Origin of the sequence: Bordetella pseudohinzii, from assembly GCF_000657795.2 — a bacterium.
In the GTDB taxonomy this organism is placed as follows: Bacteria; Pseudomonadota; Gammaproteobacteria; order Burkholderiales; family Burkholderiaceae_B; genus Bordetella; species Bordetella pseudohinzii.
In genome coordinates this window covers 38,263-62,590 of sequence record NZ_JHEP02000013.1, presented here as the reverse complement: position 1 = coordinate 62,590, position 24,328 = coordinate 38,263, and the positions used below count along the sequence as shown (strand labels likewise).

Annotated in this window: 22 protein-coding genes; 14 read left to right on the top strand and 8 right to left on the bottom strand. The window is 66.8% G+C overall.

The window, feature by feature from the left end:
* The first annotated feature begins 2 nt into the window (after positions 1-2).
* From dnaX to L540_RS16250, 7 genes are all read left to right on the top strand, one after another.
* A complete protein-coding gene (dnaX, locus tag L540_RS16280; protein ID WP_043210913.1) occupies positions 3-1,973 on the top strand; it encodes a DNA polymerase III subunit gamma/tau in 1,971 nt (656 codons plus the stop codon).
* A 37-nt stretch (positions 1,974-2,010) separates the two neighbouring features.
* Positions 2,011-2,337 carry a YbaB/EbfC family nucleoid-associated protein gene (locus L540_RS16275; protein WP_029577483.1) on the top strand — a complete coding sequence of 109 codons (327 nt, stop codon included), beginning with the start codon at positions 2,011-2,013 and terminating at the stop codon, positions 2,335-2,337.
* 14 nt (positions 2,338-2,351) lie between these two features.
* Complete coding sequence (recR, locus tag L540_RS16270; RefSeq protein WP_043210914.1) at positions 2,352-2,960, top strand: recombination mediator RecR; 609 nt, start codon at positions 2,352-2,354, stop codon at positions 2,958-2,960.
* A gap of 94 nt (positions 2,961-3,054) precedes the next feature.
* The gene (locus L540_RS16265; protein ID WP_043210916.1) at positions 3,055-4,305 is read left to right on the top strand and encodes a CaiB/BaiF CoA transferase family protein; all 1,251 of its coding nucleotides are present in this window, start codon (positions 3,055-3,057) and stop codon (positions 4,303-4,305) included.
* 90 nt (positions 4,306-4,395) lie between these two features.
* Positions 4,396-5,436 carry an ABC transporter substrate-binding protein gene (locus tag L540_RS16260; RefSeq protein ID WP_043210919.1) on the top strand — a complete coding sequence of 347 codons (1,041 nt, stop codon included), beginning with the start codon at positions 4,396-4,398 and terminating at the stop codon, positions 5,434-5,436.
* Positions 5,429-6,238, top strand: coding sequence for an ABC transporter ATP-binding protein (locus L540_RS16255; RefSeq protein WP_043210922.1), 810 nt, complete (start codon positions 5,429-5,431; stop codon positions 6,236-6,238). Before L540_RS16260 ends, L540_RS16255 begins: the two co-directional genes overlap by 8 nt.
* Before the next feature lie 5 nt (positions 6,239-6,243).
* A complete protein-coding gene (locus tag L540_RS16250; RefSeq protein ID WP_043210924.1) occupies positions 6,244-7,038 on the top strand; it encodes an ABC transporter permease in 795 nt (264 codons plus the stop codon).
* Between the two features lie 39 nt (positions 7,039-7,077).
* Here L540_RS16250 and tal read toward each other — a convergent pair whose 3' ends face one another.
* Positions 7,078-8,034, bottom strand: coding sequence for a transaldolase (gene tal, locus L540_RS16245; protein WP_043211187.1), 957 nt, complete (start codon positions 8,032-8,034; stop codon positions 7,078-7,080).
* A 229-nt stretch (positions 8,035-8,263) separates the two neighbouring features.
* Here tal and carA point away from each other — a divergent pair, with 229 nt between their 5' ends.
* The 4 genes from carA to L540_RS16225 all read left to right on the top strand — a co-directional run bounded on the left by carA (position 8,264) and on the right by L540_RS16225 (position 14,457).
* A complete protein-coding gene (carA, locus tag L540_RS16240) occupies positions 8,264-9,418 on the top strand; it encodes a glutamine-hydrolyzing carbamoyl-phosphate synthase small subunit (protein ID WP_043210927.1) in 1,155 nt (384 codons plus the stop codon).
* 10 nt (positions 9,419-9,428) lie between these two features.
* On the top strand, positions 9,429-12,668 hold the full coding sequence (gene carB, locus L540_RS16235) for a carbamoyl-phosphate synthase large subunit (protein WP_043210929.1): 3,240 nt from the start codon (positions 9,429-9,431) through the stop codon (positions 12,666-12,668).
* Between the two features lie 65 nt (positions 12,669-12,733).
* Positions 12,734-13,630: a lipid A hydroxylase LpxO gene (gene lpxO, locus L540_RS16230; RefSeq protein ID WP_043210930.1), complete on the top strand. Its 897-nt coding sequence runs from the start codon at positions 12,734-12,736 to the stop codon at positions 13,628-13,630.
* Between the two features lie 68 nt (positions 13,631-13,698).
* Positions 13,699-14,457: an SDR family oxidoreductase gene (locus tag L540_RS16225; RefSeq protein WP_043210933.1), complete on the top strand. Its 759-nt coding sequence runs from the start codon at positions 13,699-13,701 to the stop codon at positions 14,455-14,457.
* A gap of 5 nt (positions 14,458-14,462) precedes the next feature.
* Here the strand turns inward: L540_RS16225 and L540_RS16220 are convergent, their stop codons facing one another.
* From L540_RS16220 to L540_RS16195, 6 genes are all read right to left on the bottom strand, one after another.
* A complete protein-coding gene (locus tag L540_RS16220) occupies positions 14,463-15,101 on the bottom strand; it encodes a histidine phosphatase family protein (protein ID WP_043210936.1) in 639 nt (212 codons plus the stop codon).
* Positions 15,094-16,002, bottom strand: a complete 909-nt coding sequence (locus L540_RS16215; protein ID WP_043210938.1) for a LysR family transcriptional regulator — start codon at positions 16,000-16,002, stop codon at positions 15,094-15,096. The genes L540_RS16220 and L540_RS16215 overlap by 8 nt, the downstream gene beginning before the upstream one ends.
* A gap of 13 nt (positions 16,003-16,015) precedes the next feature.
* Complete coding sequence (locus tag L540_RS16210) at positions 16,016-17,101, bottom strand: ABC transporter ATP-binding protein (RefSeq protein WP_043210940.1); 1,086 nt, start codon at positions 17,099-17,101, stop codon at positions 16,016-16,018.
* 3 nt (positions 17,102-17,104) lie between these two features.
* Positions 17,105-18,796, bottom strand: a complete 1,692-nt coding sequence (locus L540_RS16205) for an ABC transporter permease (RefSeq protein ID WP_043210942.1) — start codon at positions 18,794-18,796, stop codon at positions 17,105-17,107.
* A gap of 68 nt (positions 18,797-18,864) precedes the next feature.
* Positions 18,865-20,187, bottom strand: coding sequence for an ABC transporter substrate-binding protein (locus tag L540_RS16200; protein ID WP_043210944.1), 1,323 nt, complete (start codon positions 20,185-20,187; stop codon positions 18,865-18,867).
* 102 nt (positions 20,188-20,289) lie between these two features.
* Positions 20,290-20,571, bottom strand: a complete 282-nt coding sequence (locus L540_RS16195) for a hypothetical protein (RefSeq protein WP_043210946.1) — start codon at positions 20,569-20,571, stop codon at positions 20,290-20,292.
* 133 nt (positions 20,572-20,704) lie between these two features.
* Here L540_RS16195 and L540_RS16190 point away from each other — a divergent pair, with 133 nt between their 5' ends.
* The 3 genes from L540_RS16190 (at position 20,705) to greA (ending at position 23,475) form a co-directional block, all read left to right on the top strand.
* A complete protein-coding gene (locus L540_RS16190) occupies positions 20,705-22,021 on the top strand; it encodes a solute carrier family 23 protein (protein ID WP_043210947.1) in 1,317 nt (438 codons plus the stop codon).
* A gap of 185 nt (positions 22,022-22,206) precedes the next feature.
* Positions 22,207-22,692: a helix-turn-helix domain-containing protein gene (locus tag L540_RS16185; protein WP_082149667.1), complete on the top strand. Its 486-nt coding sequence runs from the start codon at positions 22,207-22,209 to the stop codon at positions 22,690-22,692.
* A 306-nt stretch (positions 22,693-22,998) separates the two neighbouring features.
* Positions 22,999-23,475 (top strand): transcription elongation factor GreA, encoded by a 477-nt coding sequence (gene greA / locus L540_RS16180; RefSeq protein ID WP_043210949.1) that lies wholly within the window; start codon positions 22,999-23,001, stop codon positions 23,473-23,475.
* A 241-nt stretch (positions 23,476-23,716) separates the two neighbouring features.
* On the opposite strand, the gene L540_RS16175 is transcribed toward greA, so the two are convergent.
* Positions 23,717-24,322 (bottom strand): YhbY family RNA-binding protein, encoded by a 606-nt coding sequence (locus tag L540_RS16175; RefSeq protein ID WP_043210952.1) that lies wholly within the window; start codon positions 24,320-24,322, stop codon positions 23,717-23,719.
* Positions 24,323-24,328: the final 6 nt, after the last annotated feature.

The window sequence follows — 24,328 nt, the reverse complement described above, 5'->3', positions numbered from 1 at the left end:
GCATGACTTATCTGGTTCTGGCCCGCAAGTGGCGTCCGCGATCCTTTGATACCCTGGTTGGCCAGGATCATGTCGTGCGCGCATTGACGCACGCCCTGGATACCCAGCGCCTGCACCACGCCTGGCTGTTCACCGGCACGCGCGGGGTGGGCAAGACCACGCTGTCGCGCATCCTCGCCAAATCCCTGAATTGCGAAACCGGCATCACCTCCAAGCCTTGCGGCGTCTGCCGCGCCTGCACGGAGATCGATGCCGGCCGCTTTGTCGATTACCTCGAGCTTGACGCGGCCTCCAACCGCGGCGTCGAGGAAATGACCCAGTTGCTGGAGCAGGCGGTCTATGCGCCGGGCGCCGGCCGCTTCAAGGTCTATATGATCGACGAAGTCCACATGCTCACCGGCCACGCTTTCAACGCCATGCTGAAGACGCTGGAAGAGCCGCCGCCCCACGTCAAGTTCATCCTGGCGACGACCGATCCGCAGAAAATTCCCGTCACCGTGCTGTCGCGCTGCCTGCAGTTCAACCTCAAGCAGATGCCGCCCGAGTCCATCGTCGGCCATCTGCAGGCGGTGCTGGGCGAGGAAGCCATCGGCTTCGAGGTGCCGGCCCTGCGCCTGATCGGCCAGGCCGCCTCGGGTTCGATGCGCGATGCGCTGTCCCTGACGGACCAGGCCATTGCCTACAGCGCCGGCAACCTGACCGAAGACGCCGTGCGCGGCATGTTGGGCACCATCGACCAGCGCCACCTGGTGCGGCTGCTGGATGCGCTGGCCGCCGGCGACGCGCGCGGCGTGCTGGCGGTGGCCGACGAGCTCGCCACCCGTGGCCTGTCGTATGCCGGCGCGCTGGCCGACTTCGCTGTCCTGCTCTCGCGCATCGCGATCGAGCAACGGGTCGCCGGCGTCACGCCCGCGGACGACCCGCTGGCCCAGGACATCGCGCGCCTGGCGGCCAGCCTGCATCCGGACGCCGTGCAGCTGTTCTATTCCGTTGCCGTGCACAGCCGCGGCGAACTCACCCTGGCCCCGGACGAATACGCCGGCTTTGTCATGGCCTGCCTGCGCATGCTGGCGCTCAATGGCGAAGCGGGCCCGGCGACCCAGGCCGAAGCGCCGCGCGTCGCGGCGGCCCAGGCCGCGCCCGCCGCGGCGCCCGCCGCCGCCAAGCCGCCTGTGGCGCCCGAGCCTGCGGCCGAGCCCGCGCCCGAGCCCCGCCCGCCGGCGGCCGCCCTGGCGCGCACGGTCCCGGCCACCGCGACGCCCGTGCCGCCCTGGGAAGACAGCCCCGAACAAACCGCCCAGGCCGCCATCGCCAAGGCCAGCGCCTTGGCCGAGCCGGTCCGGCCGGCGGCGGACGAGCCGCCGCCGGCGCCCAGCGCCAAGCCGGCGGCCGCCCCGCAAGACGACGGGCCGCCCGCCTGGGTCGACGAAGCCATTCCCGACGATGCCGAAGAGGCGGGCGCCCAAGCCTATATGCAGGATCCGGACGACGAGTTCGAGACCTTGGCCGCCGAGCCCGCGCCCGTGGCGCGCGCCATGCCCGAGCCTCGCGCGCCGCGCCAGCCGCGCGCGCGCCTGACCGATATGTCGGCCCAGAACTGGCCGGAGCTGGCCGCGCGCCTGCCCGTCACCGGGCTGGCCGCCGAACTGGCCCGCCAGAGCGAATGGGCCGGCGTCCAGGGCGATGCCGTGACGCTGCGCGTTGCCGTGCGCACGCTGGCCGAGAGCGAAAGCCGCGTGCGCCTGCAGACGGTGCTGTGCGAGCATTTCGCCCAGAGCCTGCGCCTGGAGATCGAAGTGGGCGTGACGGGCGACGCCACCGCCCACGCGGTGGCGCGCATCGAGCGCGCCGCGCGCCAGCAGGCGGCCGAGGAGGCCGTCGCCGTCGATCCCTTCGTGCAGGCGCTGATCAATGATTTTGGCGGGCATGTCGTGCCGAACTCGGTGCGCGCCGTCGAGCCGCCAGCCGCCTGAGGCCGGCGTTTCCCCCATTCCCCAAGGAAGACACATCATGATGAAAGGACAACTGGCCGGCCTGATGCGCCAAGCCCAGCAAATGCAGGAAAACATGAAAAAGGCCCAGGAAGCCCTGGCCGACATCCTGGTCGAGGGCGCCGCCGGCGGCGGCCTGGTCAAGGTGACCATGTCCTGCCGCAACGACGTCAAGCGCGTGGCCATCGACCCCAGCCTGCTGGCCGACGACAAAGACATGCTCGAAGACCTCGTGGCCGCCGCGTTCAATGACGCGCTGCGCAAGGCCGAGGCGACCTCCCAGGAAAAAATGTCCGCCCTGACCGCCGGTCTGCCGCTGCCCCCGGGCATGAAACTGCCGTTCTGAGACCGCCCGTCCTGATGGACAACCCGCTTCCCGAACCCGAACCCCTGGTCGCCCTGATCGAGGCGCTGCGCCGCCTGCCCGGCGTGGGCGCGCGCTCGGCCCGGCGCATGGCCTACCACCTCCTGCAGCACGATCTGCAGGGGGCGGACCTGCTTGGCCGCGCATTGGCCGGCGCGGTGCAGAATCTGCGCCACTGCGCGCGCTGCAATAGCTTCACCGAAGAGGACATCTGCGTCATCTGCGCCAATCCCAAGCGGGATGCCACGCAGCTGTGCATCGTCGAAACCCCAGCCGACCAGAACGTCATCGAATCCAGCCACGGCTATCGCGGCCTCTACTATGTGCTGATGGGACGCCTGGCGCCGCTGGAGGGGGTGGGCCCGCGCGAACTGGACTTCCAGCGCGTGCTGGACCGCGCCTGTGACGGCGTGGTCCAGGAGGTCATCCTGGCGACCAACTTCACGGCCGAAGGCGAGACCACCGCGCATTTCCTGGGCGAGGCCCTGGCCGAGCGCGGCCTGCGGGTCACGCGGCTGGCGCGCGGGGTTCCGGCCGGCAGCGAACTTGAATACGTGGACGCCGGCACCATCGCCTGGGCGCTGATGGAACGCCGCTCGACCTAGGGCCCGGGCCCTGGGTCTGTCTTTGCCCGACCATGACCGCCGACCCGCTGGGCGGCCGTGGCCACAACCATGAACAGCCGGGGGGAAGAGACAAATGTCAGCCTTGCAAGGCCTGAAGGTGCTCGAATTGGGCACGCTCATTGCCGGCCCTTTCGCCGCGCGCATGTTCGGCGAGTTCGGCGCCGACGTCATCAAGGTCGAGACGCCGCCTGGCCCGGACGGGAAGGGCGGCGGCGACCCCATACGCAGCTGGCGCCATCTGCATGAGGGCAATTCCCTCTGGTGGACGGTGCAGGCGCGCAACAAGCAGTCCATCGGCCTGAACCTCAAGGATGCGCGCGGCCGCGAGATCGCGCGCCAGCTTGCGCTGCAGGCCGATGTCATCATCGAGAACTACCGGCCCGGCGTGCTCGAAAAATGGGGCTTGGGCTACGAGGATCTGCGCGCCATCAATCCCGCCACCATCATGGTCCGCCTGTCGGGTTACGGGCAGAGCGGCCCCATGCGCGATCAGCCCGGCTTCGGCGCGATCGGCGAATCCATGGGCGGCCTGCGCTATGTGTCGGGGCATCCGGACCGCCCGCCCGTGCGCGTGGGGATATCCATCGGCGATTCGCTGGCGGCCCTGCATGCCGTGATCGGCGCGCTGATGGCGCTGCGGCACCGCGACGCCACCGGAGGACGCTGGAACGGCAAGACGGGCGCGGACTGCCAGGCCGGGCAGGGCCAGATGGTGGACGTGGCCCTGTACGAATCGGTGTTCAATGTGATGGAAAGCCTGGTGCCGGAGTTCGACGTGGCTGGCGTGGTGCGCGAGCGCACCGGCGGGGCCCTGCCGGGCATCGTGCCGTCCAATACCTACACCACCTCCGACGGGCAGAACATCGTCATCGCCGGCAATGGCGACGCCATCTTCCATCGCCTCATGCTGGCCATGGGCCGCGAAGACCTGGCCCATGATCCGGACCTGGCGCGCAATGACGGCCGGGCGCGCCGCGCGGCCGAGATCGACGGCGCCATCCAGGCCTGGTGCGACGGGCAGACCATCGAAAGCGCCTTGGACGCGCTGCGCCAGGCCGATGTGCCGGTGGGCAAGATCTATAGCGTGGCCGATATGTTCGCCGATCCGCAGTTCCTGGCGCGCGGCATGATAGAGCAGCATCATTTCCCCGATGGCAGTCCCGTCAAGCTGCCGGCCGTGGTGCCCAAATTGTCGGCCACGCCGGGCGGCACGCGCTGGCTGGGCCCGCGTTTAGGGGAACATACCGAGGCTGTCCTGAAGTCGCTGGGTTATGATGCAGCGGCGATTGAACAGCTGGCGCAGACCGGCGCAATCAGCACCTGAGGCGCTGGGAAGCGGACCGGCCCCGTAGTAGGCAGCCATGCTGGCTGCCCGTCCTTTCGCCGCTTGCGGGCGGCACACAGGAGACAACCGATGTCAGTCACTCGTCGTGATCTGCTCAAGCTCGCCGGCGCGGCCGGCGCGATGAGCATGGCTCCGGCCATCGTTCGTGCGCAGAAACTCGAAAAAACCAAAGTCCAGATCGCCGTGGGCGGCAAGCCCCTGATCTACTACCTCCCGCTGACCATCGCCGAAATCAAGGGCTACTTCAAGGATGAAGGCCTGGATGTCAGCATCGCCGACTTCGCGGGCGGCTCCAAGGCCCTGCAGGCCGTGGTGGGCGGCAGCGCCGACGTGGTCTCCGGCGCCTTCGAGCACACCATCGCCATGCAGGCCAAGGGCCAGGCTTATCGCGCCTTCGTGCTGCAGGGGCGCGCGCCCATGATAGGCGTGGGGGTGTCCAAAAAAGCCCTGCCCAACTACAAGAGCGCGGCCGACCTCAAGGGCAAGAAGATCGGCGTGACCGCGCCGGGCTCCTCGACCAATATGGTCGTGAGCTTCTTCCTGGCCAAGCATGGCCTGAAGGCCAGCGATGTGTCCTTCATCGGCGTGGGCGCCGGCGCCGGCGCCGTGACGGCCCTGCGCAGCGGCCAGATCGACGCCATGTCCAATACCGATCCGGTGGTGTCCATGCTCACGTCGGGCGGCGATATGCAGATCATCGTCGACACCCGCACCCTGAAGGACACCCAGGAAATCTTCGGCGGCAATATGCCGGCCGGCAGCCTCTACGCGCCGCAGGCCTTCATCGACGCCAACCCGAACACGGTGCAGGCCTTGACCAACGCCATCGTGCGCGCCGACAAGTGGATACAGAAGGCCGGCGCCGAAGAAATCGCCAAGGCCGTGCCGGCCAGCTATCTGCTGGGCGATCCGGCGGTCTACAAGGCGGCCATCGCGGCCAGCCTGGAAGGCCTGTCGCCCGACGGCGTCATCCCCGAGGATGGCGCGGCCACCGCGGCCAAGGCGCTGGCCGCCTACGCCGGCGAAATCGACCTGGCCAAGATCGACACCGCCAAGGTCTGGACCAACGACTTCACCCGCCGGGCCAACGAGAAGTATCCCAATGGCTGAAGCTGCACTCTCGCTTGAAAGCATCACTTGCACCTTCGTCTCGCGCGATGACCGCAAGCAGCGCTATACCGCGGTGGCCGATACCACGCTGGCGGTCGCCCCTGGCGAATTCGTCTCCGTGGTCGGCCCCACGGGCTGCGGCAAGTCCACCCTGCTCAACGTCGGCGCGGGCTTGCTCGCGCCCTCGTCGGGGCAGGTGAAGGTATTCGGGCAGCCCCTGGCCGGCATCAATGCCCGCGCCGGCTATATGTTCCAGGGCGAGGCGCTCCTGCCCTGGCGCAATGCGCTGGACAACGTCATGGCCGGCCTGGAGTTCGCCGGCATGCCGCGCGGCCAGGCCGAAGCCCAGGCGCGCGAGTGGCTGCGCCGCGTCGGCCTGGGAGGATTCGAACACCGTTATCCGCACCAGATGTCCGGCGGCATGCGCAAGCGCGTCATGCTGGCCCAGACCCTGATCCGCGATCCGGACATCATCCTGATGGACGAGCCTTTCTCCGCCCTGGACATCCAGACCCGGCAGCTCATGGAAAACGAGGTGCTGGATCTCTGGATGGCGCGGCGCAAGGCGGTGCTGTTCATCACGCACGATCTGGACGAGGCCATCGCCATGAGCGACCGCGTGGTGGTGCTGTCGGCCGGGCCGGGCACGCACCCCATCGGCGAGTTCGTCATCGACCTGCCCCGTCCGCGCGACGTGGCCGAAGTGCGCATGCATCCCCGCTTCGTGGAACTGCACGCGGCCATCTGGGGCGTGTTGCGCGAAGAAGTCCTGAAAGGCTATGCCCAGCAGAAGCGGGCCTGAAAACCATGTCCAAGTTGATCAAACCCGGTTCGGCCAGCCTGCGTTTCTGGCAGTTGCTGCTGCTGGTCATTATCCTGCTCGTCTGGCATCTGGCCTCGCGCGACAGCAAGGCGGCCTTCTTTTTCGGCGAACCCCTTAAGGTCGCCGAACGCATCTGGTCCTGGTTCGTGACGGACGGCGATATCTACAAGCATCTCTGGGTCACGCTGTCCGAGACCGTGCTGGCTTTCGTGATCGGCACCGTCGCCGGCCTGGGCTGCGGCCTGTGGCTGGGCTTGTCGCCCGCGGCCAGCGCCATCCTCGATCCTTATATCAAGGCGGCCAACTCCATGCCGCGCGTCATCCTGGCGCCCATCTTCGGCATGTGGTTCGGCCTGGGCATCTGGTCCAAGGTGGCGCTGGCCGTGACGCTGGTGTTCTTCATCGTGTTCTTCAACGTCTACCAGGGCGTGCGCGAGGTCAGCCCGACCTTGCTGGACAATGCCCGCATGCTGGGCGCGCGGCGCCGCCAGCTGCTGCGCCATGTCTATCTGCCCTCGGCCACCAGCTGGGTCTTCTCCAGCCTGCACACCTCGGTGGGCCTGGCCTTCGTGGGCGCGGTGGTGGGCGAATACCTGGGGTCGGCCAGCGGCGTGGGTTATCTCATCCTGCAAGCCGAGGGCACGTTCGACGTCAACACGGTGTTCGCCGGCATCGTCGTGCTGACGGCCTTCGCCCTGGTGCTCGATTACCTGGTGGGCCTGGGCGAAAAACGCCTCATGAAATGGCAGCCGCGCTCGGGCGAGACCGAAAAGCTCTAAGCGGCCGCGGTCCGGGGCCGCGGGCCCCGGACGCCGCCGTCAGGCGGCAGCCTGGCTGATCAACACATCCAGCTTGCGCGCGTCGGCCACGAACAGCCGTATCCCTTCCGACAGCTTCTCGCTCGCCATGGCGTCCTCGTTGAGCAGGGTGCGGAAGGCGATCTCGCCGCCCGGCACCCGTTCGGGCGCGGGGCGGTCTTCGGCGGGCAAGACCAGCCGCGCCGGCACATCCCCCTCGGTGGCGTCGAGCTGGGCCAGCAGCTCCGGGCTGATGGTCAGCAGGTCGCAGCCGGCCAGCGCCAGGATCTGGCCGACATTGCGAAAGCTCGCGCCCATGACTTCCGTGGTGATGCCGTAGGCCTTGTAGTAATCGAAAATCCGGGCCACGGATTGCACGCCCGGGTCGTTGGCGCCGGATTGCGCCGCCTCGTCCCACTGGGCGCCGGCCGCTTTCTTGTGCCAGTCATAGATGCGGCCGACAAAGGGCGAGATCAGCTGCACGCCGGCCTCGGCGCAGGCCGCGGCCTGCACCAGCGAAAAAAGCAAGGTCAGATTGCAGTGGATGCCTTCTTCCTGCAGCAGGCGGGCCGCCTGTATGCCTTCCCAGGTCGAGGCGATCTTGATCAGCACGCGCTCGCGCGGCACGCCGGCCGCTTCGTACAGGGCGATGATGCCGCGCGCCCGCTCCACGGTGGCGCGGGTGTCGAAGGACAGGCGGGCGTCGACCTCGGTGGAGACGCGGCCGGGCACGATCTCCAGGATCTGGCGGCCGAAAGCCACCAGCAGGCGGTCGGTGATCTCGCTGGGCGCGGCGCCGCGATGCTCGCGGGCCGTGCGGTCGAGCAAGGGGCGGTAGGCGTCTTTCTGCACCGCCTTTAGAATCAGGGACGGATTTGTGGTGGCGTCGGTCGGGCGCAGCGCGCGCATGGTCTCGAAGTCGCCGGTGTCGGCGACAACAATGGTGTGGCGGCGCAGGGCTTCAAGCTGAGAGGACATGGACATCGCGGGTCAGGGGTTGATCTTGCCCCTAGGGTAGCATCCGCCGCTTGCCGGGTGTCCGTTGCAGGAAAAGGGGGCCTGATGTCGGGCGGGCGCCCGGGGCAGCAAGGCCGGAACGATGGTTTTCGCCATGATTGGCGCGGTTTTTCACCGAAAAGAGCCGGAAATCAGCCGTTCGAGGTATAATCTGAAAGTTTGATTATCGATTCTGAAACCGGGGTTTACTGTGCTGCCGCAACTTTTTCCCGAGGGGATCAACCGCTTCCCTCCTGCAATTCTGGCTTTGGCGGACGGTACCATTTTTCGGGGCGTATCGATAGGCGCTCCGGGTCATACGGTAGCCGAGCTGGTGTTCAACACCGCCATGACGGGCTACCAGGAAATCCTCACCGACCCGAGCTACAGTGGTCAGACCGTGACCCTGACCTATCCTCATATTGGCAATACCGGCGTCAATGCTGAAGACGTCGAGGCCAATCGTGTCTACGCCTCTGGTCTTGTGGTGCGCGACTGTCCCGCGCGAGTGTCCAATTTCCGTGCCACCCAATCCCTGCCCGATTACCTGACGGCGCAAGGCGTGGTCGCCATCGCGGGTGTCGATACCCGCAAGCTGACCCGCATCCTGCGCGAAAAGGGCGCGCAAGGCAGCTGCATCCTCGTGGGCGAGGATGCCGAACGCGCCGTCGAGCTGGCGCGCTCCTTCCCCGGCATGTCCGGGCAGGACCTGGCCAAGGTCGTCTCCCAGAAAGAAACCACCTCCTGGACCCAGGGCACCTGGCAACTGGGCGAGGGCTACACCCAGCCGGCGCAAGACCGCTTCCACGTCGTGGCCTATGACTTCGGCGTCAAGCACAACATCCTGCGCCTGATCGCCGACCGCGGCTGCCGCATCACGCTGGTGCCGGCGCAGACGCCCGCCGAAGACGTCCTCAAGCTCAATCCGGACGGCGTCTTCCTGGCCAACGGCCCGGGGGATCCCGAGCCCTGCGACTACGCCATCGCCGCCACGCGCACCTTCCTGGAGCGCAAGCTGCCGGTGTTCGGCATCTGCCTGGGCCACCAGATCATGGGCCTGGCCGTCGGCGGCAAGACCGTCAAGATGAAGACCGGCCACCATGGCGCCAACCATCCGGTGCAGGACCTGCAATCCAAGCGCGTCTTCATCACCAGCCAGAACCACGGCTTCGCGGTCGACGCCGCCAGCCTGCCGGCCAATGCCCGCGTCACGCACGTGTCGCTGTTCGACGGCACGCTGCAAGGCTTCGAGCTGACCGACCGCCCGGCTTTTTGCTTCCAGGGCCACCCCGAAGCCAGCCCGGGCCCGCACGACATCATCGTGCTGTTCGACAAGTTCATCAGCCTGATGGCCGGCCAGAAATAAAGATTCCACCATGCCCAAGCGTACAGACATAAAAAGCATCCTCATCATTGGCGCCGGCCCGATCATCATCGGACAGGCTTGCGAGTTCGATTATTCGGGCGCGCAGGCTTGCAAGGCGCTCAAGGCCGAGGGCTACCGCACCATCCTGGTCAACAGCAACCCTGCGACCATCATGACCGACCCGGAAACGGCCGATGTGACCTACATCGAGCCCATCACCTGGCAGGCGGTCGAAAAGATCATCGAGCGCGAGCGTCCCGACGCCCTGCTGCCCACCATGGGCGGCCAGACCGCCCTGAACTGCGCGCTGGACCTGGCGCACAACGGCGTGCTGGCCAAGTACGGCGTCGAGCTGATCGGCGCCAACGAGCACGCGATCGAAAAGGCCGAAGACCGCCAGAAGTTCAAGCAGGCCATGACGGACATCGGCCTGGCCTCGGCCAAGTCGGGCGTGGCGCACAGCATGGACGAGGCCTGGGAAGTCCAGCGCCGCATCGCCACCGAAATCGGCACCTCGGGTTTCCCGGTCGTCATCCGCCCCAGCTTCACGCTGGGCGGCACCGGCGGGGGCATCGCCTACAACGCCGAAGAGTTCGAGACCATCTGCCGCCGCGGCCTGGAAGCCTCGCCCACCAATGAGCTGCTGATCGAAGAGTCGCTGCTGGGCTGGAAGGAATTCGAAATGGAAGTGGTCCGCGACAAGGCGGACAACTGCATCATCGTCTGCTCGATCGAGAACCTCGATCCCATGGGCGTGCACACCGGCGACTCGATCACGGTCGCGCCGGCGCAGACGCTGACGGACAAGGAATACCAGATCATGCGCGACGCCTCCATCGCGGTGCTGCGCGAGATCGGCGTGGACACGGGCGGCTCGAACGTGCAGTTCGCGGTCAATCCCAAGAACGGCCGCATGATCGTCATCGAAATGAACCCGCGCGTCTCGCGCTCCTCGGCGCTGGCCTCCAAGGCCACGGGTTTCCCCATCGCCAAGGTCGCGGCCCGCCTGGCCGTGGGCTATACGCTGGACGAGCTGCGCAACGAGATCACCGGCGGCGCCACCCCGGCGTCCTTCGAGCCGACCATCGACTACGTCGTCACCAAGGTGCCGCGTTTCGCCTTCGAAAAATTCCCGCAGGCCGATGCCCGCCTGACCACGCAGATGAAATCCGTCGGCGAAGTCATGGCCATGGGTCGCACCTTCCAGGAGTCGTTCCAGAAAGCCCTGCGCGGCCTGGAAGTCGGCGTGGACGGCCTGAACCAGAAAACCACCGACCGCGAAAAACTGCAGGTCGAGCTGGGCGAGCCCGGCCCCGAGCGCATCTGGTATGTGGGCGACGCCTTCGCCCAGGGCTTCACGCTCGACGAGGTGCACAGCCTCACCCACATCGATCCCTGGTTCCTGGCCCAGATCAAGGAAATCGTCGATATCGAGCTGGCGCTCGAGCAAAAGACGCTGTCCGACCTGGACTACGCCACGCTGTTTGAACTCAAGCGCCGCGGTTTCTCCGACCGCCGCCTGGCCTTCCTGCTGGATTCTTCCGAGTCCGAGGTCCGCAAGCTGCGTCACCAGCTCAACGTCCGTCCGGTCTACAAGCGCGTGGACACCTGCGCGGCCGAGTTCGCCTCCCGCACCGCCTATATGTACTCCACCTACGAGGAAGAGTGCGAGGCGCAGCCCACCGACCGCAAGAAGATCATCGTGCTGGGCGGCGGCCCCAACCGCATCGGCCAGGGCATCGAGTTCGACTATTGCTGCGTGCATGCCTCGCTGGCCCTGCGCGAAGACGGTTTCGAGACCATCATGGTCAACTGCAATCCGGAAACCGTCTCCACCGACTACGACACCTCCGACCGCCTGTATTTCGAGCCGCTGACGCTCGAAGACGTGCTGGAGATCGTGCACAAGGAAAACCCGGTCGGCATGATCGTGCAGTATGGCGGCCAGACGCCGCTGAAGCTGGCGCGCGCCCTGGAAGCCAATGGCGTGCCCATCATCGGCACCAGCCCCGAGTCCATCGACGTGGCCGAAGACCGCGAGCGCTTCCAGAAGCTGCTGAACAAGCTGGGCCTGCGCCAGCCGCCCAACCGCACCGCCCGCACCGAAGCCGAGGCCCTGGCGCACGCCGCCGAGATCGGCTATCCGCTGGTCGTGCGTCCCAGTTATGTGCTGGGCGGCCGCGCCATGGAAATCGTCCACGAACAGCAAGACCTCGAGCGCTATATGCGCGAGGCGGTCAAGGTGAGCAATGACTCGCCCGTGCTGCTGGACCGCTTCCTGAACAACGCGACCGAAGTCGACGTGGACTGCCTGGCCGACGGCGAGACGGTCTTCATCGGCGGCGTGATGGAACACATCGAGCAGGCCGGCGTGCATTCGGGCGATTCGGCCTGCAGCCTGCCGCCTTACTCGCTGTCGGCCGACATCGTGGCCGAGATCAAGCGCCAGACCAGCACCATGGCCCGCGCCCTGAACGTCAGCGGCCTGATGAACGTGCAGTTCGCCGTCCAGGGCGGCGACGTCTACGTGCTCGAAGTCAACCCGCGCGCCTCGCGCACGGTGCCCTATGTGTCCAAGGCCACCGGCCTGCAGCTGGCCAAGATCGCCGCGCGCGCCATGGCCGGCCGCAAACTGGCCGAGCAGGGCGTCACCACGGAAGTCGTGCCGTCCTACTTCGCCGTCAAGGAAGCCGTCTTCCCCTTCGTGAAGTTCCCGGGCGTGGACACCATCCTGGGCCCCGAGATGAAGTCCACCGGCGAAGTCATGGGCGTCGGCCGCAGCTTCGGCGAAGCCTTCGTGAAGTCGCAGCTGGCCGCCGGCGTGCGCCTGCCCGAATCGGGCACGGTGTTCATCAGCGTGAAGAACCAGGACAAGCCGCGCGCCGTCGAGGTGGCCCGCGGTCTGCATAACCTGGGCTTCAAGCTGGTCGCCACGCGCGGCACGGCGGCCGAGATCGAGGCGGCGGGCATCCCGGTCCAGGTGGTCAACAAGGTCACCGAAGGCCGCCCGCACATCGTGGACATGGTCAAGAACGGCGAGGTCTCGCTGGTGATCAACACCGTCGAAGAGCGCCGCAACGCCATCGCCGACTCGCGCACCATCCGCACGCAGGCGCTGGCCAACCGCATCACCTTCTACACCACCATCGCGGGCGCCCGCGCGGCGGTCGAAGGCATGCAATTCCTGCGCCAAGGCCTGGGCTTCCAGGTCTATCCGTTGCAGGAGCTGCACGCTTCTTTGCATCAATAAGTCCCTGTCGGGACAGTGTCCAAACAGGATCCGGAGCCATTCTCCGGATCCTGGGGGGATCCAGCATGAAATGGTTTATTCTTGCCCTGTTCATCGTCACCGCCATGGTCGTGCATTACCGCGGCCGTGTGCGGCACCGGTTCTCGCGCCAGGTCCTGGATCATTCCACCTTCACGGCGCCGATCAATGTCTTCATGTATGCCTTTTCGGGCGTGCCCAACCAGCCCTACCTTGACCTGAAGCATTTTCCCCAGGTCAAGGCGCTGATGGACCGCTGGGAGGACATCCGGGCCGAGGCCGAGCAGCTGTTCGGCGAGGGCCATATCAAGGCCTCCGACAAGTACAACGATGCCGGCTTCAACTCTTTCTTCAAGAGCGGCTGGAAACGTTTCTACCTCAAGTGGTATGACACCGACCATCCCTCGGCCCGGGCCCTGTGCCCGGTGACGACGGAGCTGGTCCGCAATATCCCTGGCATGAAGGCCGCCATGTTCACGGCGCTGCCCCCGGGCAGCCGCCTGCCGCGCCATCGCGATCCCTATGCCGGCTCGCTGCGTTTCCACATGGGTTTGATCACGCCCAACAGCCCGGACTGTTATATCAACGTCGATGGCCAGGACTACTACTGGCGCGACGGCGAGGCCGTGGTGTTCGACGAGACCTTTATCCATTACGCCGAAAACAAGACCGAGCAGAACCGCATCATCCTGTTCTGTGATCTCGAGCGCCCCATGAAGTACCGGTGGGCGCGCGCGGTCAACAATTTCTTCGGCGCCATCCTGCTGCGCGCGGCCGCCTCGCCCAACCAGGAAGGCGACCGCACCGGCGGCATCAACCGGATTTTCGGCGGGGTGTATGCCGTCCGCCGTTTCGGCAAGCGCATCAAGAAAAAGAACAAGACGCTTTACTATGTCTTGAAGTGGCTGCTTGTTCTCGGTATCTTCGCGCTGATCTTTCTTTGATCGGCCGAACCGGCGAACCACATCCAGCGCCCGCTTTGCCGCGGGCGTTGTCATATCTGGAGTCAGCGATGCATGTTTTTATCACCGGCGCGAGTTCCGGCCTGGGCCTGGCCCTGGCCGAGCAATATGCCCGGCATGGCGCGCGCCTGGGGCTGGTGGGGCGCCGCAAGCAGGCCCTGGATGCGCTGGCCGCCCGCCTGCCTGGTGAACACCATGTCTACGCGCTCGACGTCCGCGACCGCGCCGCACTGCATGCCGCCGCGCGGGATTTCCTGGCGCATTGCGGCGGCGTGGACGTCGTCATCGCCAGCGCCGGCATCAGCGCCGGGACGCTCACCGAAGCGGACGAGGATTTCGCGGTCTTCAAGGCCATTTTCGACACCAATGTGATGGCGACCGTGGCCACTTTCGAGCCCTTTATCGAGGGCATGAAGCGGCAGGGCGGCGGGCGCCTGGTCGGTATCGCCAGCGTGGCCGGCATCCGCGGCCTGCCCGGGGCGGGCGCCTACAGCGCCTCCAAGTCGGCCGTCATCACCTATTGCGAAAGCCTGCGCCTGGAGCTGGCCGCCAGCGGCATCAAGGTGGTGACGATCGCGCCGGGCTATATCGATACGCCCATGACGCGGCACAACCCCTATGGCATGCCTTTCCTGATGCCGGCGGGAGCGTTCGCCCGCCAGGCCAGGCGGGCGATCGAGCGCGGTGTGTCCTATCGGGTCATCCCCTGGCAGATGGGCGTGGTGAGCCGCCTGATGCGGCTGATCCCCAATGCCCTTTATGACCGTCTGGCGCGCAATGCGCCGCGCAAACCCCGCGCCGGCGCCTGAAGCGCTCAGGGCTGGATGTCGTTGCCGACCTCGTCGGCCACATGGGCGACATCGCCCCAGTCCAGGATGCGCCAGGCGCGGTCTTCGACGGCGATGCGGTTGATGCTCACATTGAGCAGGCTGGCATAGCGCGGGGCGTTCAGGGGCACGCCGCTGGCCTGGCGCCAGATGATATCCAGCGCCCCGCCATGGGTGAAGGCCAGCAGGCGCTGGCCTTCATGGCGCTGCGCGATGTCTTCGACGGCGGCCACGACGCGGGCATGGAACTGCCCCAGGGTTTCGCCGCCATCGAGCGCGCGCCCGGGTTCGCGGCTTTTCCAGGCGGCCGCGGCCGCCGGCGCCAGTTCGTCGATGCGCTCCAGGTCCAGGCCTTCGAGCACGCCGAAGCCGCGTTCGCGGATGCCGGGTTCGGGCCGCACGCGCAGGCCCAGGGCCTGGCCGACCGGCTCGGCCGTGGCCAGGGCGCGCTGCAGATCGCTGCTATAGAGCGCGTCGAAGGCCAGGGTCTCGCCGCGCAGCCGGTCGGCCAGGGCGCGGGCTTGCGCCAGGCCGGCGGCATTGAGCGGGATGTCTTGCCAGCCCTGCAGGCGGCGTTGGCGGTTCCAGTCGGTTTCGCCGTGTCGGATGAACCAGATTTCAGTCATGTGTTGCGATGGCGGGAGCGCCGGGTTTCCAGATTTTCTGCACCAGCGAGCTTAACGCGACCAGCAAGGCTTCGCCAGCGCGCTCCGGCGATTGGATAAAGCCCAGCGTGGCGTCGGCGCGGGCCTGCCCCCAGACGATGAAATCGTCCGCCGCCGCGCCGGCCAGCGCGGTCTCTTCGCGCAGCAGGGCGCAGCCGGCGCCAGCGCGCACCATGGCGTCCAGGTTGGCCTGGTCATCGTTCTGCATGACCACGCGCGGCGCCAGGCCGTGGCGCTCGAACATATCGCGCAGCAGCAGATGGGTATGGCTGCCGGCCGGCCCGTCCAGCCAGGGCAGCTGGGCAATGTCGCGCCAGCCGGCCCGGGTCAGGGCGTCGCGCATGGGTTTGGGCACCGCGATGCGGTAGCGCACGCTGCGCAGCGGCCGCCACTGCACCGCCCGCGGCGGATTGGCCACGATGAGCAGGGCGGCGGCCAGCCGTCCGCCCTGCACCTGTTCCACCAGGGCGTCGGCGGCCAGCACATGGGTCTTGAGCTCGACCAGGGGCAGGCTTTGCATCAGGGTCGACGCCAGGTCGCCCAGGCGCAGAAAGTCCGGGCGTTCGCTGGGCACGCCCAGGTCGAGCGCGCCTTGCAGGGCGCCTTGCAGCTGCTGCGCTTCGGACTTGAGCTGGGCGCCCAGGACCAAGAGCGCCTCGGCCGTGGGCAGCAGCGCCTCGCCCGAGCGGGCCAGCACCATGCGGCCGGCGCTGCGCTCGAACAGCGCCACGCCCAAGCTTTGCTCCAGCGCCTTGATCTGGGCGCTGACGGCCGGCTGGGTGAGGGACAAGGCTTCGGCCGCGCGCGTCAGGTGGCCCAGCCGGGCCACCGTGACAAAGGCGCGGATCTGATAGATTTCCATGACCGCCGGGCGCTCAGGCGGCCAGCAGGCGGATCTGGCTGGGTTCCAGGCCCACCGATACCGGCGCGCCGATGGGGAAGGCAGACAGGCCTGCCATATGCGTCTGGTCGGCGGTCAGGCGCTGTTCGCCCACCGAGAGCTGATAGCGCGTGAATTCTCCGAGGAATTCGCTGGCCTCGACCACGGCGGGCAGCCAGACATAGCGCGCATCGCCCATGCCGTCGGCCATTTCGATCTGCACGGTATGCGGCCGGAAGCTGGCGGCCAGCCTGGCCGACTCGGGCACCTCGCCGGTGACCGGCAGCTGCAGCTCGCCCACGCCGTCGACGGCCAGCAGCACGCTATCGCTTCGGCGTTCGCGCACCTCGCCCTCTAGGACATTCATGGTTCCCACGAAATCGGCCACGAAACGGTTGACGGGATAGTCGAACAAGGTGGTCGGCGTGCCGATCTGCTGCACCACGCCGCGCTCCAGCACGGCCATGCGGTCGGCCGTGGTCATGGCCTCCTCTTGGTCATGGGTGACGAAGATGGTGGTGATGCCCAGCCGGCGCTGCAGGGCCAGCAGGTCCTGGCGCATCTGCACGCGCAGCTTCTTGTCCAGGTTGGACAGCGGCTCGTCCAGCAGCAGCACCTGCGGCTCGATGACGATGGTGCGGGCCAGGGCCACGCGCTGCTGCTGGCCGCCGGAGAGCTGGTTGGGGCGGCGCTTGGCGAACTGCGACAGCCCCACCAGCTCCAGCGCGTCCTGCACGCGCTCCTGGATCTGCGCGCGCGGCAGCTTGCGCTCGACCAGGCCGAAGGCCACGTTGTCCCAGACGGTCATGTGCGGCCAGAGCGCGTAGTTCTGGAACACCATGCCGATATTGCGCTTCCAGGGCGGGGTGCCGCTGATGTCCTTGCCGTCGATGAGCAGCTGGCCGTGGCTATGCTGGTTGAAGCCGGCGATCAGGCGCAACAGGGTGGACTTGCCCGATCCCGAGGGCCCCAGCAGGGCGAAGAACTCGCCAGGCTCGATGTGGATGTTGATGTCTTTCAGGACTTCGTTCTTGCCATAGGAGAGCCGGATATTGCGGCACTCGACGCTGATTTTCTTCATGGTTCATTCCTGCGCCGGACGCTGGCGGGCCGACGCCCGCTCGACCAGCAGATGAGAAACATAAGTGCCTATGCCCACGGCCACGACGGCCAGCACGCCCAGCGCGGCGCCGGGGCCGCGGCCGGCAGCGCTCTGCATATAGAGATAGATGCCGTAGCTCATGGGCGCCTGGCTGTCGCGCGTGACCAGCATGATGGTGGCCGACAGCTCGACGGCGGCGGTCACGAAGCTGGTGACGAAGCCGGCCAGCATGCCGCCCGCCATCAGCGGCACGACGACGCGGCGCAGGGTGCGCAGCCGGCTGGCGCCCAGCGACTCGGCGGCCTCTTCGAGCGAGACATTGATCTGCTGCAGCGAGGCCACGCAGGCGCGCAGCGCATAGGGCAGGCGCCGCACCGAATAGGCGATCATGATGAGCACCCAGGACGAGGTGAGCAGCACGCCGCCGACTTCCACGCCCCGGAAGGTGCGCAGATAGCCGATGGCCAGGACGATGCCCGGAATGGCCAGCGCGGCCGAGGCCAGGAAGTCCAGCCATTGGCGCGCCGGCAGCCGGGTGCGCAGCATGAGGTAGGCGATGGCCGTGCCCAGGATGACGTCCACGCCGGCGGCCAGCCCGCAGTACAGCAAGGTGTTGGCGATCATGCCCTGCGACTCGGAGAACACGGCGCTATAGTGCGCCAGCGTATAGCCGTCAGGCAAGGGGGCATAGCTCCACACGCTGGCCAGCGACAGCAGCAGCACGCCCAGATGCGGCGAGAGCACCAGGGCCAGCACCAGGATGATCCAGCCATAGGCCAGCACCGATTCGGCGGGACGCAGCTTGCGCTTCTGTATCGAGCTGCCGCCCTTTTGCAGCGTGGAGTAATCCTTGCCGCCCAGCATGCGGGCCGACAGCCAGAGCGCCAGGATGGAGAAGGCGATCATGATGACGCTGATCACATAGCCCAGCGGATCCTCCAGGCCGACCTGGGTGATGCGCAGATAGGCCTGCGGCGCCAGCATATTGGTGGTGCCCAGCACCAGCGGCGTGCCCAGATCGTCGAACACCTTGACGAAGACCAGCGAGGCGCCGGCGACATAGCCGGGCAGGGCGAGCGGGAAGATCACGCGGCGAAACAGCCGGAAGCCGCGCGAGCCCAGGTTGAAGGCCGCCTCCTCCATCGAGCCGTCGATATTGCGCAGCGCCACCACCAGATTCATCAGGATGAAGGGAAAGTAATGCAGCGACTCGACGAAGATGACGCCGTTGAGCCCTTCCATGAAGGGGATGGTGAAGCCGAACCAATCGTCCAGCAGCAGGTTCACCGAACCGGAGCGGCCGAACAGCAGCTGCATGGCGACCGCGCCGACAAAAGGCGGCATGATCAGGGGCAGCACGCCCAGCGTCTGGATGAGCAGCGCGCCGCGGAAATCGAAGCGCACGGTGAAATAGGCCAGCGGTACGGCGATCAGCGAGGCCAGCAGCGCCGACCAGCCCGCGACATAGAGGCTGTTGAAAAAAGCCTCCTGCATCAGCGGCTGCGCGAAGAACGCGCCGAAATGGCCGAGCGTGAAGCTGCCGTCCGCGTTCACGAAGGCAGTATAGAAAACCGTGCCGACCGGAAAAATCAGGAAGAGCACCAGAAAGGCCAGCACCAGCAACGCGGCCAGCAGCGGCCCCGCGGGCAAGCGGGATCGACCCGTGAGCATCATGAGGGTTCCTGCACAATGAAGAAAAAGGCGCCGGCTCGTCCGAGCCGGCGCATGCCCCTGCGGGGCGATTACAGCGCGGCGGCTTCGCGGGCCAGTTTCACGGCCTGCTCGTAGTTGGCGCGCGCCTTGCCATTCCATTCACCTTCGAGCTGGGTGATCTTCTGGTTGACGGCCGCATCTTTCTTGTTGCCGGCAAAGACCTTGAGGAACTCGGGGTCGGACGCGGCCTTGCCGTCGACCACGGGCGACCAGGTCAGCTTGCGCGCCTGGGCCAGCAGTTCGGCGGCCTTGCCTTCGCCGGCGCGCTTGCCCAGCTTGGCTTCGGCGTCGTAGATGGCCTTGGTCGCGGCCTGCAGCTCCTTCAGGCGGAAGGTGATGGTCTGGTCATACACGCTTTGCACCACGTAGTAGCGCGTCTGCGAGAGGTCGGCGTCGAAGTGCACCTTGCTGCGCCGGGCGATGTCGGCCGGATCGGGATAGCCTTCGGGGATCTTGCCCTTCATGGCGGCGTAAGGCAGCACCGGCAGGCGCGAGATCTTGGGTTCGAGCAGCAGTTCCTGGCCAGCCTGGCTCAGGGTGAAGGCGATGAACTTCTTGCCTTCATCGGTGTTCTTGGCCCCTTCGATCAGCGCGATATTGGCCGGCACGATGGCCGTCTCGGTCGGATAGACAAACTCCACCGGGAACTTGGAATACTTGCTCGACAGGCCGAAGAAGTCGATGACCGGGCCGGCGCCGAATTGGCCGTTGTTCACGCCATCGGGCACGCCGAAGGAGCGCTCGGTGACCGCGCTGCTGTTGCCCGACATGCGCAGGATGGTCTGCCAGCCCTGGTCCCAGCCCTCGCCCTGCAGAATCGTCTCGACGGTCAGGTGCATGGTGCCCGAGCGCGACGGGGCGGTGATGCCCACGTGGCCGAACCATTGCGGGGCCAGCAGGTCTTTCCATTCCACCGGGGCGGGCAGCTTGTTGGCCTTGATGTAGCGGGTGTTGTACATGATGCCGTAGCCGGCCAGGGCCTGCCCCATGTAGCGCCCGGAAGGGTCGTTGATCGGGTAGCTGCCGATCTTGTCCGGCACGGCCTTGTTCAGCACATCGGGCGCCTGCGCCAGCAGCTTGTCGCGCGCCAGGACCTCGAAGGCGTCGGGCGCGCTGGCCCAGAACACTTCGGGACGCTGGCCCGCCGGCGTCTCGCGCACGAAGGCGATGCCCGAGACGGTGTTTTTGTTGAGGATCTCGAGCGTGATGCCGGGATGGGCTTTCTCGAAGGCGGTCTTGTAGACCTGGGTCAGATCCTTGGGGAAGGACGTGATCACGGTCACGGTGCCGGCAAGGGCAGGGGTGGCGGCGGCCAGCAGGGCGGCCGCCAGTGCGGTGCGCACGGCGTTCATGGTCTGTCTCCTCTGTGTTTTTCTGTGCCACAGACCATAGACGCGCATGGCGCGCGCGTCCAATCAGAAATTTTGATGTGCCCGATCAGCAGGCGCCGCGGGTCAGGCTTGCAGCGACTTGAGCTGCTCCTGCAGGATCTTCTGGATCTGGCCCTGCAAGGCGGCCGCCTGGGTGTTCAGGGCCTGCAGTTGCTGGGCCTTCTGGTCGGCCGCGGCAGGGCTCTTGCGCACGCGCTCCATCTGTTGCAGCACCAGGCGCAGCTGCTGCTGCAGCTCGCGCAGCGTCTGCTGCACGGCGCTTGCGCTCTTGCGGCTGGAGGCCGAGGGCGCGCCGCGCGACAGGATGGCGGCATGGGCGCTGGCGCCGACTGAAGAAATCGCCACGGGTCGTCCTTGGGCTGAAGGTGAGGGTTACTCCTAGTACGGCCGTCGGAGAAGAAAACTTAAACCTGGTTGCCCCTGGCCTGACCGTGCCCTTACACTTCGCCCCGGATCCCTACACCCTGTCCCGATTCCCATGCCCAATTCCTATTTTCCGCGCTGGCGCCTGGCCGACGATACCCAGCCCGGCGCCCTGATCGCGCCCGATGAGCGGCTGTCCTGGCCCAAGAACATCGCCATGGGCGCGCAGCACGTGGTGGCCATGTTCGGTTCGACCGTGCTGGCGCCGCTGCTCATGGGCTTCGATCCCAACGTCGCCATCCTGATGTCGGGCGTCGGCACGCTGATCTTCTTCCTCTTCGTCGGCGGGCGGGTGCCCAGCTACCTGGGATCGAGCTTCGCCTTCATCGGCGGCGTGATCGCCGTGACCGGCTATGCCGGATCGGGGCCCAATCCCAATATCGGCGTGGCGCTGGGCGCCATCATCGCCTGCGGCCTGGCCTATACCCTGATCGGCCTGCTGGTCTGGGCGGCCAATGCCCGCGGCGGGGCCGGCGCCAACTGGGTGGAGGCCCTGATGCCGCCGGTGGTCACCGGCGCGGTGGTGGCCGTCATCGGCCTGAACCTGGCGCCCATCGCCGCCAAGGGGGCCATGGGCGCTTCCGGCTTCGATGCGTCCATGGCCATCGTCACCATACTGTGCGTGGGAGGCATTGCCGTGTTCACGCGCGGCATGGTCCAGCGCCTCCTGATCCTGGTGGGGCTGATCCTGTCTTGCCTTATCTACGCCGTGCTGGCCAACGGCCTGGGCCTGGGCAAGCCCATGGACTTTTCCGGCGTGGCCGCGGCCCCGTGGTTCGGCCTGCCGCGGTTCGCCGCGCCGGTCTTCAAGGCGCAGGCCATGGGGCTGATCGTGCCGGTGGCCATCATCCTGGTGGCCGAGAACCTGGGCCACCTCAAGGCCGTGAGCGCCATGACCGGCCGCGACATGGACCGCTACCTGGGCCGCGCCTTCGTGGGCGATGGCGTGGCGACCATGGTGTCGGGCGCGGTCGGCGGCACCGGCGTGACCACCTATGCCGAGAATATCGGCGTCATGGCCGTCACCCGCATCTATTCCACCCTGGTGTTCGTGCTGGCCGCGCTGATCGCCATCGTGCTGGGCTTTTCGCCCAAGTTCGGGGCCTTGATCCAGACCATCCCGGGCCCGGTCCTGGGCGGCATGTCGGTGGTCGTGTTCGGCCTGATCGCCATCGCGGGCGCGCGTATCTGGGTGGTCAACCAGGTCGATTTCAGCGAGAACCGCAACCTCATCGTGGCCGCGGTCACCCTGGTGCTGGGCGCGGGCGACTTCACCGTCAAGCTGGGCGACTTCACGCTGGGCGGGATAGGCACAGCCACCTTCGGCGCCATCATTCTGTACGCCATCCTGGGCCGCAAGCGGCGCGCTTGAGCGCCGCTGTGTCCTGCAAGCCGCGGTCCCGTCAGGGCCGCGTTTTTTTTTGCGCGATTCCCCCTGGGACGACTGGAATTCCGGACGACTTTTTGTTACTTAAGTGGAAGGCCTCGCCTATCGAGACCTCTGGCGCCCACGCGCCATCTCTATCGTGGGATCACCAAACGAGGTGTGGTGTCAACATGAACAACCACGAAGAATTCAGCAAGAGATTGGGCCGCTCGATTGCCGATCATCGGCGTCTTCGAGGGTTGACCCAGGAGCAGGTGGCCGAACGCCTCGGCGTGGAGCAGGAAACCATCTCCCGGTTCGAGCGCGGCGCGACCCTGCCGCCCTTGAACCGGCTGCTGGATCTGACCGAGGTGCTGGGCGTATCGCTGGACGCGGTGCTGGCCGGCGGGCCGGCGCGGCAGACCGATCAGGCCAGCGATATCGCCGCCCGGCTGTCGCAGCTCTGCGAGGAGGACAGGGAATGGGTGCGGCGCTGGGTGGTGGATCTCTGCCAGCGTCTGGCCCGGCACCGGGCCGGTCTGCCCGCCCTGGAGGGTCAGCCGCCGGCGACGGCGGCCGCGGCGTCCGCCTGTATCCCCCCGCATGCGGCGGTTCATGTCGATAACGTCGGTTTTTTCTCCGAAACTGGCACCCAACTGGCGCCAAACAGCCGATAAATCCGGGTCGTTCCCAGGGGGCTTGCTTTTCCCTGGGAGTTTGACCACAATGACAACTTGACTGCCCCGGTTCCGACCCGAGCCGGGGTTTTGTTTTGGCTTTGAGCCACGCTTTCCGTCTGGAGCGTGCCGCGGTCCGGTTTGCTGTTTTTTGGCCGGCCGCCAACATTCTGGAAGATCACACGCCAAACTGCCCCGGGGCGACCCCGCCAGGGCGGCGATGGCGTACGGTCTTTTGGCAGCGTGGCTTGGGCTTTCACCGAAACGCCTCTTTGGGGCGTTTTCTACTTTTGCTGGGATAACGACATGTCTGCCATTCCTTTGACAGTGCGCGGGGCCGAGCGCTTGCAACAAGAGCTGCACCGGCTGAAAACCATCGAACGTCCGGCGGTGATCAATGCGATCGCCGAGGCCCGGGCCCAGGGTGATCTGTCGGAAAATGCCGAATATGATGCCGCCCGCGAGCGCCAGGGTTTTATTGAGGGACGTATTGCTGAACTCGAAGCGACGCTGTCCAACGCGCATTTGATCGATCCGACCGCCCTGGATGCGGAAGGCCGCGCCGTGTTTGGCGCAACCGTCGAAATCGAAGACCTGGATTCGGGCGACCGCCTGACGTACCAGATCGTCGGCGACGTGGAGGCTGATATCAAGTCCAACCTGATTTCGGTGTCCAGCCCGGTGGCCCGTGCCTTGATCGGCCGGTCCGAGGGCGACGTAGTGGAAGTGAAAGCGCCCTCGGGCGTGCGCGAGTACGAAGTCATTGGCGTGCGCTACCTCTAAGCGCCAAACCGCCCCCCTTCGTGGACTTCACCGGTCTATGCATCGCCCGCGACCGGTTTATCGTCCCGAGTCCAGGGGGGCGCGGTTTTATCCGGATTTTGCGCGCCGCGCGGCCGGCATGGCCGGCGAGGCGCAAGCCCCTCGACGGGGCGATGCTTGTCCTGGGGCGCCTGGGACAAACAAAAAAGGAGCCTGGCGGCTCCTTTGAAATCGGAAGCCGGAAGGCTCCCGGCAAGACAGATTATTTGCTTTTGATCACGCGCGCGCGCTGCAGGCCGCCCCGGGCGCTGCCGCTGCGGGCGCCGGCGCGCAGCGACAGGGCGCTGCCGGCGCGGCGCGGGATCCCGTGGCCGGCGGCGTCCTTGGGCTTGCGCGTGGAGGGACGCATCGGGCGGCCTTTTTCGTTCAGGGGCGCCGAGCGCGGCGCGGCCGTCTTGGGCGTCTCGCCCTCGGCGGGCTTGCGCGGGCGGCCCTTGGCCAAGGTCTTGCCTTCGGCGGCGAGCTTCTTGGGCGTGTGCGGCTCGCTGGCGCGGCGCTTGCCCGAGGCCTCGGCGGCTTGCGCCGGCGTCGTGGCCGAGGGACGGAACAGGATCAGGATCTTGCCCAGGTGGTGCACCGGGGCGCAGGAAAGCGTGTCGCAGATGCTGGCCAGCATGGCCTCGCGCGTATCGCGGTCCTCGCCGCCGGCCCGCACCTTGATCAGCTCGTGCGAGGTGAGGGCGCGGTCGATTTCCTTCAGGACGGCGTCGGTCAGGCCCGCGTCGCCGATAAGGACGACAGGCTTCAGGGGGTGGGCGGCGGAACGAAGATCGCTACGCTCGCGTGAGGTGAGTTCTAATATAGGCATGCGTGG